This window comes from Pseudoalteromonas apostichopi, from assembly GCF_030297135.1.
Taxonomy (GTDB): domain Bacteria; phylum Pseudomonadota; class Gammaproteobacteria; order Enterobacterales; family Alteromonadaceae; genus Pseudoalteromonas; species Pseudoalteromonas apostichopi.
Genome location: NZ_AP028065.1, coordinates 3,125,764 through 3,140,959, shown reverse-complemented (window position 1 = coordinate 3,140,959; position 15,196 = coordinate 3,125,764). Strand labels below are relative to the sequence as shown.

Below are 15,196 nucleotides of genomic sequence, written 5' to 3'. Positions count from 1 at the left end.
TTACTTTTTCTTTTTTAAAACAACTAAATAGATGCGACTTACGAGATACCATACAAAACCGACTGCCATTGCCGATGTATAAGCATACCACTCAAGAGACTTTGCTTCGGGGTGCATAAAGTAATAACAGAAAAAGCCCCCTAAAAATAAAATCAGTGCGAGGAAAGACTGATTCATAAACTTTTGTTGTCTACGAATACGCGTTTCTTTTTGCATTTGCTGCAATTGCTCATTGCTTAGATCGGTGACTTGGCATTCACAATGCGGGCATTGTTTATGTTTGTCAGATATTGGTTTTGCACACTGCGGGCAACTAATAATCGCCATATCTTTCTCCATACTACGCATAAAAAAGGCGCCTTAAGGCGCCCTTTATTGTACTTGTTTTATGAGTCGATGTCTTATTTGAATTTCATTCATTTGTGAAGATTCGAAAACCTGCACAATTAAATCCATCACAAAAACTCAAAATCCTGATTTATTGTTTCTGTTTCGCCTTTTCAGCTAGACGCTTTTCCCAGAAAGTAGCATTTTTAATGCCTAATTTAACTGGGTCAAAAGTGATTTCACCACCGGCTTTCTTTTGGTCTTCATAATCACGTAAACAACTAAGAGCAGGTTTAGCGACAAAGAAAATAGCTAAGATACCAACAATATTGATCCACGCCATTAAACCAACACCTATATCACCAATATTCCAGATATAGCCTGAGCTATTCACCATCCCATAAGCCACCATAAACATAATAACTAGCTTTACGATAACTAACGGAATATTGCCTTTGAAATAACGGTTTAAATAAGCAACATTGGTTTCAGCAATATAGTAATAAGCAAGAATTGTGGTAAATGCGAAGAAGAATAAAGCAATACCAACAAATGCTTCGCCAAAGCCACCGAATACACTAAATAATGCCATTTGCGTGAAAGCAGCAGAGCCTACTTCAGTTGCAGCATCAACGTTTTGAACAATGAATTGACCTGCAGGTAACTCACCAACAATGTTGTATTGTTTAGTGATTAGAATCATTAGCGCTGTTGCTGTACATACAAAGATAGTATCAACATAAACAGAGAATGCTTGTACTAAGCCTTGTTGTGCTGGGTGATCTACTTCAGCAGCTGATGCTGCATGTGGGCCGGTACCTTGACCTGCCTCATTTGAGTAAATACCACGTTTAACACCCCAACCAATTGCTGCGCCAAAGCCAGCTTGAGCTGTGAAGGCATCAGATAAAATCATTGAGAAAATACCCGGTACTTTATCTAGGTTTAAGAACACCACTATTAAAGCTAAAACGATGTAACCTAACGCCATAAACGGCACTACAATTTGGGTGAAGTTTGCGATACGTTTAATACCGCCAAAGATAATAAATGCCAGCACAATTAAGATGATTGCAAGGGCTACTAACTTGAAGCTACCTACTTCACCAAAACTGGTGCTAACCAGTGTACCTTCACCGAAAACTTGAGTGAATGCATTACCTACCGCATTAGCTTGAACGCCTGGAAGGAATACACCACAGGCGATAATCGCTGATACCGCGAATAATACGGCTAGCCACTTTTGTTGTAAGCAACGGTCGAAGTAATATGCAGGACCACCACGATATTGGCCGTCTTCTTCTGATTTATAAATCTGACCAAGTGTTGACTCTGCATACGCAGTACTTGCGCCTAAAAACGCAACAATCCACATCCAGAAAATCGCACCTGGACCACCAAAGCCAATTGCTGCAGCAACCCCAGCAATATTACCTACACCTACACGGCCAGATAACGATACAGCTAGCGCTTGAAATGAAGAAATACCCGTATCTGAATTATTTGAGCTTAGCAATAATTTACACATTTCTTTGAAATGTCTAACTTGTGCGAATCGGGTTAAAACGGAATAAAACAGACCTGCACCTAGACATAAATAAATGAGTGCACTACTCCAAATTATGTCATTAACGGCGCTTACTAAAGCTTCCATGGATATCCTCTATGATTATATTTTTTATTGTTAGTTACGATACTCAGCGTGAGCTTGTGAGAATGCGCGACACTATGACTGTGAGAAATAAAAAAATGAGATTTTGGTACTTCTCAGCTGAACATATTGAATATTAACTTAAACCAACCAAGTTTGTTAACAGTTAATTTTCAATATGACAAATGTACCCACCTAGTTAACATTCGATGCATCTTGCTCTACACCGTCATTTTTCAGTCTACAGATACAATTACGGGCATCAGTTTTGCTGATGCCCGTAAAGGTTCGTTATCTTAATTTATCAACCACGTTAACGATAGCCGCTAACGTATCTTGACCAAACTGATACGAGCGACGATCTGACCAGCCGTAATCTGGATCTGGTAAATCATCGTTATCTTTAAATGGCATCTCTACCGTGTAAGCTAATGCATTAAATTCATGCGCGACAGCAGAAGAACCGACAGTTAAGTTAGCCTGGCCCGGCTCATCTTTTGGATAACCATGTTCGTCTTGGAACTCAGGCGTCACAGTTAAAAGCGCAGCTTTAAAGCTATCTTCTAACTCTTTTAAGCGATCATCGTAGCCTGGGATACCTTCACTACCCGCTACAAAGTTATAAGGAATTGCTTCGTCACCATGAATATCTAAGTGCATATCAAGGCCCGTTTCACGCATTTTGTTAAGCACTAAGAAAACTTCAGGGCTATTTTCCATGCTCGGTGTTTGCCATTCACGGTTCAAATTGACACCTTTAGCGTTAGTACGTAGGTGACCACGCACACTGCCATCTGGGTTCATATTTGGCACGATGTAGAATACTGCTTTAGATAGTAACGCAGCTGCATGTGGGTCTTCATCATCAAGTAATTTATGAAGTAATCCTTCAACATACCACTCAGCCATTGTTTCGCCTGGGTGTTGACGCGCCGTGATCCAGATTTTCTTCTTCTCACTACTAGGAATACCCACACGTAATACACTCATGTCACGACCATCAAGTGTTTCACCTAATGTTTCTAATTCACACGCATGCTGGCTTTGTGCCCATGCAAGTAAATCTAAGTGACGGTCATAGCTGTAAGGTGCAAAGTAAGCAAAATACATACTGCTACACTCAGGCTCAACTTCAAATGATAGTGTGCCGTTTGCGTACTCAGACGGAACACGGAACCACGTTTGACGGTCGTATGATGCAACCGTGTGATAACCCTCCCAGCCATCAGGATAGGCTGAATTTTCTAGATTATTAATATGTAATTTATGGTTTTGAAACGCAGTTGTTTCAAGACGAAAGTGAAACCACTGGAAAAAATCAGACTGATTGTCTTTATTAATTTCTAATTGAATGTTCAGTGGATCAACGGCTTCAATAACCTTGATATTACCACTATCAAAATTGCTGGTGATTTTCATTTTATAAACCTATTGGTTAAATATAATTCTTAGCTACTCGCTTATTAGTTAAGAATTAAGCCAACGCTCTGTAGTTAGAACGTTTTGTTAGTAATATGGTGTAGACCCTAAACAGCCTATCACATGCAGAAAATTTGCAAAAACTTTCACGACTAAAAAAGCCAGCATAATGCTGGCTTCTTGAATCTGTATAGTTTAGGTATTAGCGAGGTAAACTTGGGAAAGTTACTTCAGCCATATCACGCATACAGCGTACTACCTGACAGCTATAACCAAACTCATTATCGTACCAAACGTAAAGCACAACACGGTTGTCATCTACGATTGTCGCTTGTGAATCAACAACACCTGCGTAACGACTACCCACTAAGTCAGTCGATACGATTTCAGTAGACGCTGTGTAATCGATTTGGTCACGAAGATCTGAATAAAGTGCAGTTTCACGTAAGAAAGCATTTAGTTCTTCAACGTTTGTACCTTTTTCAAGGTTTAAGTTCAAGATAGCCATTGATACGTTTGGTGTAGGAACACGGATAGCGTTACCCGTTAGTTTACCTTCAAGCTCTGGTAAAGCTTTAGAAACTGCTTTAGCAGCACCTGTTGAAGTGATAACCATGTTAAGTGCAGCAGCACGGCCACGACGTTCAGCTTTGTGGTAGTTATCAATTAAGTTTTGGTCATTGGTGTATGAGTGAACAGTTTCAACGTGACCGTTTTTGATACCAAACTTATCGTTAAGCGCTTTTAACGTTGGCGTAATAGCATTGGTCGTACAGCTAGCCGCACATACAATTTTATCTTCAGGTTTGATATCTTGGTTGTTTACACCGTATACGATGTTTTTGATGTTACCTTTAGCTGGTGCAGTTAGTAATACTTTTGCCGCGCCTTTTGCTTCTAAGTGCTGACCAAGGCCTGCTTCGTCTTTCCAGATACCCGTGTTGTCAACAACTAGTGCATTTTCGATACCGTAAGCAGTGTAATCAACTTCGCTTGGTGAGTTAGCGTAGATAACTTGAATGTAGCTACCGTTAGCTTTAATTGCGTTGCGCTCTTTATCAATTGTAATAGAGCCATTAAATGGGCCATGGATAGAGTCACGACGAAGTAAGCTTGCACGCTTCTCTAGGTCGCCGTCTTTACCACCACGTACAACGATTGCACGTAAACGCAGGTCTGCATAAGGGCCAGATTTTTCGATTAATAGACGTGCTAATAAACGACCGATACGCCCAAAACCGTATAACACAACATCACGTGGCTCTTTGCGCTCAGAGTTTGCGATTTCTGCGAGTTCGTCAGTTAAGTACTCTTCAACTGAACGACCTTTTGCAGCATCTGTAAACAAATAACCATACGCTAGTTTACCAATATCGATACGTGCAGAGTTTAAGTCCATTTTGCTAATTGCTTCTAAGAAAGGGAAGCTTTCACGTAAACGTAGTTTTGTACCTTCAAACTGAGCAACTGTTTTATGCGCTTTGATGATATCGATTGTACTGGCATTAACGAGAGGACGGCCATATACAGCGATTTCGATACCACGATTACGGTAAAGTCTACCAATAATAGGTTGCATACTTTCTGCGTAATCTTGACGTTCTTGCCAGCTGCTTGTGTATTCTAACTCGTGAGATGAGGTCATTTTTTTTACCTAATTAAACAATTTTGAACGGATAGCCTTAAAAAATGTGCTGTGATTTGAGAGCAACACATCTCAGGCAGGGGTATTCTAATTTAAACTCAAACGATTCTCCACTGTTACAGAACAAATCATTGCGCTAGAATAAAGTAGTACAAATTAAGTTGAGGTTAAGGAATGTTATTAAGAGCAAGTGTGTTGCTTGGTTTATTGGCATTAGCAGGCTGTGAAGATCCACTTACACTGGCAAAAGTGTGCGACGAAACACCTGGCTTCTGTAGTGATTTGAATAAAGACAGTCACTGTAAAGAGCAACGTGCCGAAGTTATCATTCAACGTTACGTTGAATATAAGTCACCAACAGACGAGAACAAATACCAATTATTAAAGGATTTTGAGAAATACGATCAATGTGTGTCTCTTGCCGCCAAGATTGAGCATATAAAACTAAAAGAAAAAACCACGTCTCGCGTTGAAGGCCATTTAACGAGCATTAAAGAAATGACGCGAATTTTTCAAGATACCAAAAATACTGACCACCCAGGTTTGTTGTATTACCATTGGTCACGTAATAATGACCAATCTGCATTAACTAAGTTACTCGCCCTTGAAGAAAAACAAGATAAACGCGTCACTGAAGATGCCGAAATGCAGTTTTTCTTAGCGAGCTACTACGTGAAGTTTGATGATGAAAAAACCATTGATTTGCTTTACAAAACGCTAGAGCTAAATAAAGCAGGTGCAACACCCAACCCTGAGATCTACCCTACTCTCGTGAGCTTATTCTACAAACATGAAAAGTATAAGCATGCCTACACCTTTGCACGTGTAGCACAATTATCAGGGTATGAAGATGTCGATATTTTACCTATTGAGCATCAACTCGCTGCCGCAGGTAAAAGCTTAGACAGCTTAGATGATTTAGCACAAAAAACCTACGACAGTATCCAAGGAGGAAACTTCGTATCACCACGCGGTTTTTAGCTTTTGATAGCTCGCAAGTAAATACTTAAACAAATAAAAAAGGCAGCTAACGCTGCCTTTTCTTATTTTGCTTTGCTTGTGCCAACTTCTACACGAGTTTTTAGCTTCTGACCTGGTCTAAAAGTCACAACTCGGCGCGCCGAAATAGGAATATCTTCACCTGTTTTCGGATTGCGGCCTGGACGTTCTTTTTTATCTCGAAGATCAAAGTTACCAAATCCAGAGAGCTTAACCTGCTCGCCTTTTTCTAGCGCTGAGCGGATTTCTTCAAAAAACGCTTCAACTAAATCTTTGGCATCTTTTTTATTGATCCCGAGTTTTTCAAATAGGTGTTCAGCTATGTCGGCTTTAGTAAGCGCCATATCTAGTCCCTCAACGATGCGTTAAATTGTTCGGCCAGTGCGGCCACCACATTATCAACTACTTGATTGATATCTTTCTCTTCGAGCGTTCTATCAACCGCTTGCAGTGTTAGAGCAATCGCCAAACTCTTATAATTTGGCTCAATACCTTTGCCCTTATACACATCGAATAAGTTTAGGTCAACCAATTGATTTCCGCCAACTTTTTCTATGACATTTAAAATATCGCCAGATTTTACGTGATCTTCCACTAAAATCGCGATATCACGGCGGTTTGACGGGAATTTCGACACTGCCACTGCTTCTGGTAATTTTCTTTTTTCTAGTGCAGACATTTCGATTTCAAACACAAATGCTGTGTTATTGATATCTAGTGACTTTTGCACTTGTGGGTGCACTGCACCAAAAAAACCTACTTTTTTACCATCAACATAAATAACGGCTGATTGGCCTGGGTGTAAGCCATCAGACTGCTCTGCTTTTATCTCAAAACGTGATGAATCGTTACTAATTGCTAAAAGTGCTTCAACATCACCTTTTAAGTCATAGAAATCAACGCTACGCTTTTCTTGAACCCAATGTTCACCGTGTGCAAGACCAGAGATTACACCACCAATGACAGCAACTTGGTTTACACCGTTTTCAGCATTTTCCTCACGTAAGAATTTAAGGCCATGCTCAAATAAACGTACGCGTGGTTGCTGACGGTTTTGGTTGTAAACTAGTGACGCTAATAGACCCGGCATTAAGCTCACACGCATTGCTGACATTTCAACCGAAATTGGGTGTGGTAATACAAGCGCATCACTTTGCGGATGTAAAATTGCTTGTGCTTTTGGATCAACGAAGCTGTAAGTAATTGCTTCTTGGAAACCACGTGTTACAAGTGTATTGCGGAATTTAGTTACCGCAACATGAGACTCGTCATGGTTAGTCATTTTTAATTTAGCAGTTGGTGCAACGTTAGGAATGCTGTTATAGCCGTAAACACGCGCAACTTCTTCAATTAAATCTTCTTCAATACGAATATCAAAACGGTAACTCGGTACGTCAGCGCTCCATACACCATCAACAATTTTCACATCTAAACCTAAACGCGTTAGGATGTCAGTCACTTTTGCATCATCAATGTGGTGGCCAATTACACGGTCTAAACGCTCACGGCGTAAACGCACTTCTGTCACTTTTGGTAATTTATCAGTGGCTACTGCTTCAACTACAGGGCCAGCTTCACCGCCGACAATCTCAAGTAGTAATGCAGTCGCACGTTCCATAGCATCTTTTTGTAGTGCAAAATCAACACCACGCTCGTAGCGATGTGATGCATCAGTGTGTAAGCCGTAACTACGTGCTTGACCTGCAATAGCGACAGGGTTAAAGAATGCGCTTTCTAATAAGATGTCTGATGTTGCTTCAGTCACACCTGACTTTTCACCACCAAAAATACCTGCAATGGCAAGTGCTTTGTTGTGATCAGCAATCACAAGTGTAGACTCGTTAAGTTTTGCAGTGTTGCCATCTAGTAAAACTAACTCTTCACCCGCGTTTGCGCTACGTACTTTAATGCCACCTTCAATCGCATTTAAATCAAATGCATGCATTGGGTGACCAAGCTCTAGTAACACGTAGTTTGTAACATCAACTACCGGGTCAATTGAGCGAATGCCACTGCGACGAAGTTTTTCTACCATCCAAAGTGGTGTTTCTGCATCAAGGTTGATACCTTTGATTACACGACCTAAATAACGAGGACACGCTTCATCATTTACAAGCTCAATCGATACTTTGTCGTCAATCGTTGCAGCAACTGGTGTGATTTCAAGTGTATTTACATCAACACTGTTAAGTACGCCCACTTCACGCGCCAGACCTTTGATACCTAAACAATCACCACGATTTGGTGTTAAGTCAACATCAATAATGTTGTCGTCTAGGCTCAAGTATTCACGTAAATCAGTGCCGATTGGTGCATCACTTGGTAATTCCATGATGCCATCGCCTTCTTCGCTGATACCTAATTCAACGAATGCGCAAAGCATACCATGTGAAGGTTGACCACGAAGTTTGGCTTTTTTGATTTTAAAATCGCCTGGCAATACAGCGCCTACAGTAGCAACCGCTACTTTTAAACCTTGACGACAATTAGGTGCGCCACAAACGATATCAAGTAGCTCATCACCACCTACGTTTACTTTCGTCACACGTAACTTATCAGCATCAGGGTGTTGACCACATTCAACAACTTCACCTACAACAACGCCTGTAAACTCCGCAGCCGCTGGCTCAACACCATCAACTTCAAGACCAGCCATTGATAACTGTTCCGAAAGAGCCTGCGTGTCGATTGCTGGGTTAACCCACTCTCTTAACCACTTTTCACTAAATTTCATTTTATATCTTCACTCTTAACGGAACTGGTTTAGGAATTTTAAATCGTTTTCGAAAAATGCACGTAGGTCGTTTACGCCGTAGCGCAACATGGTTAAACGCTCAACACCCATACCGAATGCGAAGCCAGTGTATTTTTCTGGATCAATACCCACTGATTTAAGAACGTTAGGGTGAACCATGCCACAGCCTAATACCTCTAACCACTTGCCGTTTTTACCCATAACATCAACTTCAGCTGATGGCTCAGTAAATGGGAAGTAAGAAGGACGGAAACGAATTTCCATGTCTTCTTCAAAAAAGTTGCGTAAGAAGTCGTGCAGAATACCTTTTAACTCAGTGAAGCTTACATCTGTGTCAACCATTAAGCCTTCGACTTGATGGAACATTGGCGTGTGTGTTTGGTCATAATCATTACGGTAAACACGGCCTGGAGAGATGATACGCAGTGGTGGCTGTTCAGTTTCCATGGTACGAATTTGTACACCACTTGTCTGCGTACGTAACACAAGTTTTGGGTTGAAATAGAAAGTATCATGATCAGCACGCGCTGGATGGTGCTCAGGAATATTTAGCGCATCGAAGTTATGAAAATCATCTTCAACTTCAGGACCTGATTTAACCGCAAAACCTAACTCACCAAAAAAGCTTTCTATACGTTCAATTGTACGAGTTACTGGGTGTAAGCCACCTGTAGGCATAACACGACCCGGTAAAGTTACGTCGATCGTTTCTGCCGCTAGCTTCTCTTCAAGAGCCTTACTTGCTAGTAACTCACGCTTTTCGTTTATCGCTGTTTGTACTTCTTGTTTTGCTTGGTTAATCACTTGACCCGCTTCTTTACGCTCTTCAGGGGCAATCTTGCCAAGCGTTTTAAGTAAGTTGGTGATTTCACCTTTTTTACCAAGGTAATTAACCCTGATATCTTCTAATTGCGCGATTTCATTCGCACTGGCAACAGCCTCTAGTGCTTGCGCTAAAATATTTTCTAAGTTCATTGAGTACCTGGTCTTTCACAGAAGGATTTTTGTAATAGCTAATGATAACTGAAAGCAAGGACTAGATTCTAGCCCTACTAAAGCTTTAACGTTGATTTTATAAAAGGAATTGTTAATTTTCTTTGTGCAGCCATTGAGGCATGGTCAAGTTTATCTAAAACATCTAATAATGCGCGCATATCACGGCTTAATCGCGTTAATAAAAAGCGTGCACATTCTTCGGTAAGTTCAAGACCACGCATGTGAGCACGTCGAACTAAGGCTTCGGCTTTGTCATCATCACTCATTGAGCGAATTTGCAATGTCGTGCCCCATTTCAAACGAGATACTAAATCAGGTAAATTAATATGCAACATATCGGGTAATAAATCAGCTGTTACAACAAGGTATTTACCAGGCTCATTGAACCGATTGAAAAAGTTAAATAATCCCTTTTCCCATACATCATTTCCGGCCACCAGGTGCACATCATCAATACATAGCACATCAAGATTTTCGAGGCCTTCAAGTACAACAGGACCATAATCAATCACTTCACGCATCGAAAGCAGCATAGTTGATAAGCCACGCTCTTGTGCGTGAATACAGGTAGCATACAAAAGGTGTGACTTGCCAGAATCACCTAATCCACATAAGTAGGTATATTGAAATTTATTACTAAGCTTTGTAAACGCATCTTTAAGGTGACTAACTTCAAGAGAATTTTCGCCACCAAAATAAGAGGTAAATGTTTCATCATCAGGCAAAGTAACTGGCAATGCCATTTGCATTGGTTCTTGCACTGTGATTAAAGCCCCTTCCATTGATATTCAAGTTCGTCTTTGTTGACTACCTGATAAAAGTCACGAGGATCCTGATGGGCTTTAAAGGCAGTATCAAGCTCTAACGCTTTTCTGAAATCATTCATGCTGCCAGTATGATTTACTGTAAATTGCACTGCATCTGGAGTACGTACAGATATCACTGCTCGTGTAACAACACTTAAGCTTTCTAAGCGGCGTTTAGCGAATTCAATATCTACGAAGTTATTAATGCCTTTAAGATAAAAGGTAGCTGTAGCTATTTGGCCAATCATTGTAGGATCGATTGCATACTCTTGTGCTAAACCGCCCGCTAAACTGTCAATCATATCAGCAACAATTTGCTGCTTATCACCCATCAAACGATTAGTATCAAATAATTCTGCATTAGTAAAACGCCAATCAAGGATCCACGTTTCTGAATCAGCCTGTTGATACATTCTTGCGGTAATGCTGCGCTCTGCGCTGTAACGGCTGGAAGCTTGCTCGACGGGCTCAGAAAAGTTACCCCATACTTCAGGAATGCCAACGATAGCGCGGTCTTGCAAATCTAGTAATGGTACAACTACAGGTAAACCACGACGATCCGCTTTGTCATAAATAAGTTGCTCAAGCTGCGGATACGACTCTTGTGTAACTAGTTCACGACGCCAATTATCTTCAATCGCTAACCAAATAGCCACTAATGGACGACGCGTGCCCCACAATGGCAAGCCTAGATCTTTAAGCAATGCATTAATTTTGTTAGCTTCAAACTTAACAACCAGATTTAAACTACCATCTGCTTTTTCGTCATATTCAAATTTGAGCATATAATCTGAAATGTCGCGGATACGCTGTTTAGCTACAGAGTTTTGATCAGCGCTTGTATCACCACTCACTTTCACCAATACATTTAGCAGCGCTTCACGACTTGCTGCCAAACGAGCATCACGTGATTTGTCCGCAACTTTGAGGGTATCTTGATATAAATTAGTCACTTCAACTGCAAAGCTTGAAGCACTCGAAAAAAATAATAATAAACAAATAAGTAATCTAGACACAGGCCATTAGTTCTTGCTTTTAAACTGATTTGATCCTAAATCAAAGCCATAAACAAAGCAAAGTTAATTTAATGAACGGTAGATGAGCGAATTGGAAGTTGCAAGAATAAAGCTTTAAGTCTAATCGTAGCCATGCATGTTTTATTATGGGCTTAATTCAGCACTGAAGTGCCTCCTACAAGGTTTTGTTGCTGAGGGAGACTCTTCACTAAACACCCCCAGCGCTCAGCTGACATCTATTATCTGACGGCTGAAAGCTGACAGCTCCAGACGCAAAAAAGCCCGACTCTTTCGAATCGGGCTTTCTTTAATTTGGAGCCTGGCAATGTCCTACTTTCACATGGCAAATGCCACACTATCATCGGCGCTGTTTCGTTTCACTACTGAGTTCGGCATGGGGTCAGGTGGGTCCAAAACGCTATTGTCACCAAGCAAATTTGGGTCGTTAATCGCCTTGGCAATCAACTAAAATTCGGAATTCTGATATCAAGTAAATGTCTACTTTAGTTTCTTAACTTCTGTCTGTTACGCTGTCATAAAACGCGTTTGGCGTTGTATGGTTAAGCCTCACGGGTAATTAGTACAGGTTAGCTTAATGGCTCGCACCACTTCCACATCCTGCCTATCAACGTTGTAGTCTTCAACGGCCCTTCAGAGACTTTAAAAGTCTAGTGAGAACTCATCTCGAGGCCTGCTTCGCGCTTAGATGCTTTCAGCGCTTATCAGTTCCGAACGTAGCTACCGGGCAGTGCCATTGGCATGACAACCCGAACACCAGCGGTTCGTTCACTCCGGTCCTCTCGTACTAGGAGCAACCCCTCTCAATTCTCAAACGCCCACGGCAGATAGGGACCGAACTGTCTCACGACGTTCTAAACCCAGCTCGCGTACCACTTTAAATGGCGAACAGCCATACCCTTGGGACCGACTTCAGCCCCAGGATGTGATGAGCCGACATCGAGGTGCCAAACACCGCCGTCGATATGAACTCTTGGGCGGTATCAGCCTGTTATCCCCGGAGTACCTTTTATCCGTTGAGCGATGGCCCTTCCATTCAGAACCACCGGATCACTATGACCTACTTTCGTACCTGCTCGACGTGTCTGTCTCGCAGTTAAGCTGGCTTCTACCATTACACTAACCGTACGATGTCCGACCGTACTTAGCCAACCTTCGTGCTCCTCCGTTACTCTTTGGGAGGAGACCGCCCCAGTCAAACTACCCACCAGGCACTGTCCGTAATCCCGATTAGGGACCAACGTTAGAACATCAAAACTACAAGGGTGGTATTTCAAGGACGGCTCCACAAAGACTAGCGTCTCTGCTTCAAAGCCTCCCACCTATCCTACACATGTAGGTTCAATGTTCAGTGCCAAGCTGTAGTAAAGGTTCACGGGGTCTTTCCGTCTAGCCGCGGGTACACAGCATCTTCACTGCGATTTCAATTTCACTGAGTCTCGGGTGGAGACAGCGTGGCCATGGTTACACCATTCGTGCAGGTCGGAACTTACCCGACAAGGAATTTCGCTACCTTAGGACCGTTATAGTTACGGCCGCCGTTTACCGGGGCTTCGATCAAGAGCTTCGTCCGAAAACTAACCCCATCAATTAACCTTCCGGCACCGGGCAGGTGTCACACCGTATACGTCATCTTGCGATTTTGCACAGTGCTGTGTTTTTAATAAACAGTCCCAGCCACCTGGTCACTGCGGCTCCCGTCCGCTTAAAGAGCAAGTCTCATCACAGATAGGAGCGTACCTTCTCCCGAAGTTACGGTACGATTTTGCCTAGTTCCTTCACCCGAGTTCTCTCAAGCGCCTTAGTATTCTCTACCTGACCACCTGTGTCGGTTTGGGGTACGATTCGGTATAATCTGAAGCTTAGAGGCTTTTCCTGGAAGTATGGCATCAACAACTTCACACCCTTGGGTGCTCGTCTCGTGTCTCAGTCTTAAGAGTCCGGATTTTCCTAAACTCTCAACCTACTCACTTTCACATGGACAACCAACGCCATGCTTGTTTAGCCTGCTCCGTCCCCCCATCGCAATTATACCAAGTACGGGAATATTAACCCGTTTCCCATCGACTACGCCTTTCGGCCTCGCCTTAGGGGTCGACTTACCCTACCCTGATTAACATGGGATAGGAACCCTTGGTCTTCCGGCGTGCGGGTTTTTCACCCGCATTATCGTTACTCATGTCAGCATTCGCACTTCTGATACCTCCAGCATACCTCCCGGTACACCTTCAACGGCTTACAGAACGCTCCCCTACCACTCAAACAAAGTTTGAATCCGCAGCTTCGGTGCATAGTTTAGCCCCGTTACATCTTCCGCGCAGACCGACTCGACCAGTGAGCTATTACGCTTTCTTTAAAGGATGGCTGCTTCTAAGCCAACCTCCTGGCTGTCTGGGCCTTTCCACATCGTTTCCCACTTAACTATGACTTTGGGACCTTAGCTGGCGGTCTGGGTTGTTTCCCTCTTCACGACGGACGTTAGCACCCGCCGTGTGTCTCCCGGATAGTACTTTACGGTATTCGGAGTTTGCAAAGGGTTGGTAAGTCGGGATGACCCCCTAGCCTTAACAGTGCTCTACCCCCGTAAGTATTCGTCCGAGGCTCTACCTAAATAGATTTCGGGGAGAACCAGCTATCTCCCGGTTTGATTAGCCTTTCACTCCTAGCCACAGGTCATCCCCTAACTTTTCAACGTTAGTGGGTTCGGTCCTCCAGTTGATGTTACTCAACCTTCAACCTGCCCATGGCTAGATCACCGGGTTTCGGGTCTATACCTTGCAACTAAACGCGCAGTTAACGCTCGCTTTCACTACGGCTACCCTAATCGGTTAACCTCGCTACAAAATATAAGTCGCTGACCCATTATACAAAAGGTACGCAGTCACCCTCGAGGGGCTCCTACTGCTTGTACGTACACGGTTTCAGGTTCTATTTCACTCCCCTCACAGGGGTTCTTTTCGCCTTTCCCTCACGGTACTGGTTCACTATCGGTCAGTTGGGAGTATTTAGCCTTAGATGATGGTCCACCTATATTCAGTCAAAGTTTCACGTGCTCCGACCTACTCGATTTCACTTAAGATGCATTTTCGTGTACGGGACTATCACCCTGTATCGTCAAACTTTCCAGAATGTTTCACTAACACATAATAAGCTTAAGGGCTGGTCCGGTTTCGCTCGCCGCTACTTCCGGAATCTCGGTTGATTTCTGTTCCTACGGGTACTTAGATGTTTCAGTTCTCCGCGTTCGCCTCGTTAACCTATGTATTCAGTTAACGATACCTGCAAGCAGGTGGGTTTCCCCATTCGGAAATCCTAGTCTCAAGCGCTTTTTACTAGCTTGACTAGGCTTATCGCAAGTTAATACGTCCTTCATCGCCTCCAACTGCCAAGGCATCCACCGTGTACGCTTAGTCACTTAACCATACAACCCAAACGGGTCTTTGTTAGTGACAGCTGTTAACTTCGCCAGAAGTTAATTCATCAAATAATGATGAGAATACTAAAGTAGATACCAATTAATCTTTCGATTAATGGCATATTTTTACTTTTGAAAACTCTTTATAG

At 42.6% G+C, this 15,196-nt stretch carries 10 protein-coding genes and 2 rRNA genes; 1 reads left to right on the top strand and 11 read right to left on the bottom strand.

Annotated elements, in window-relative coordinates:
• From QUE86_RS14165 to QUE86_RS14150, 4 genes are all read right to left on the bottom strand, one after another.
• Complete coding sequence (locus QUE86_RS14165) at positions 1-327, bottom strand: hypothetical protein (RefSeq protein WP_130052303.1); 327 nt, start codon at positions 325-327, stop codon at positions 1-3.
• 151 nt (positions 328-478) lie between these two features.
• Positions 479-1,981, bottom strand: a complete 1,503-nt coding sequence (locus QUE86_RS14160; protein ID WP_130051793.1) for an alanine/glycine:cation symporter family protein — start codon at positions 1,979-1,981, stop codon at positions 479-481.
• A gap of 288 nt (positions 1,982-2,269) precedes the next feature.
• Positions 2,270-3,397: a M14 family metallopeptidase gene (locus tag QUE86_RS14155; protein WP_130051794.1), complete on the bottom strand. Its 1,128-nt coding sequence runs from the start codon at positions 3,395-3,397 to the stop codon at positions 2,270-2,272.
• Positions 3,398-3,599: 202 nt separating this feature from the next.
• Positions 3,600-5,042 carry a glyceraldehyde-3-phosphate dehydrogenase gene (locus QUE86_RS14150; RefSeq protein ID WP_167658630.1) on the bottom strand — a complete coding sequence of 481 codons (1,443 nt, stop codon included), beginning with the start codon at positions 5,040-5,042 and terminating at the stop codon, positions 3,600-3,602.
• A 174-nt stretch (positions 5,043-5,216) separates the two neighbouring features.
• Here QUE86_RS14150 and QUE86_RS14145 point away from each other — a divergent pair, with 174 nt between their 5' ends.
• Positions 5,217-6,023 (top strand): DUF2989 domain-containing protein, encoded by an 807-nt coding sequence (locus QUE86_RS14145; protein WP_130051796.1) that lies wholly within the window; start codon positions 5,217-5,219, stop codon positions 6,021-6,023.
• 62 nt (positions 6,024-6,085) lie between these two features.
• On the opposite strand, the gene ihfA is transcribed toward QUE86_RS14145, so the two are convergent.
• From ihfA to QUE86_RS14110, 7 genes are all read right to left on the bottom strand, one after another.
• On the bottom strand, positions 6,086-6,385 hold the full coding sequence (gene ihfA / locus QUE86_RS14140; RefSeq protein ID WP_002960690.1) for an integration host factor subunit alpha: 300 nt from the start codon (positions 6,383-6,385) through the stop codon (positions 6,086-6,088).
• A gap of 2 nt (positions 6,386-6,387) precedes the next feature.
• The gene (gene pheT / locus QUE86_RS14135) at positions 6,388-8,775 is read right to left on the bottom strand and encodes a phenylalanine--tRNA ligase subunit beta (RefSeq protein WP_286257937.1); all 2,388 of its coding nucleotides are present in this window, start codon (positions 8,773-8,775) and stop codon (positions 6,388-6,390) included.
• Between the two features lie 15 nt (positions 8,776-8,790).
• Positions 8,791-9,771, bottom strand: a complete 981-nt coding sequence (gene pheS, locus QUE86_RS14130) for a phenylalanine--tRNA ligase subunit alpha (RefSeq protein WP_062568835.1) — start codon at positions 9,769-9,771, stop codon at positions 8,791-8,793.
• Between the two features lie 77 nt (positions 9,772-9,848).
• On the bottom strand, positions 9,849-10,559 hold the full coding sequence (gene hda, locus QUE86_RS14125; RefSeq protein WP_178927468.1) for a DnaA regulatory inactivator Hda: 711 nt from the start codon (positions 10,557-10,559) through the stop codon (positions 9,849-9,851).
• The gene (locus QUE86_RS14120; protein WP_130051798.1) at positions 10,559-11,614 is read right to left on the bottom strand and encodes a DUF2066 domain-containing protein; all 1,056 of its coding nucleotides are present in this window, start codon (positions 11,612-11,614) and stop codon (positions 10,559-10,561) included. The genes hda and QUE86_RS14120 overlap by 1 nt, the downstream gene beginning before the upstream one ends.
• 317 nt (positions 11,615-11,931) lie before the next feature.
• Positions 11,932-12,046 (bottom strand): 5S ribosomal RNA (rrf, locus tag QUE86_RS14115).
• 124 nt (positions 12,047-12,170) lie between these two features.
• Positions 12,171-15,053 (bottom strand): 23S ribosomal RNA (locus QUE86_RS14110).
• Positions 15,054-15,196: the final 143 nt, after the last annotated feature.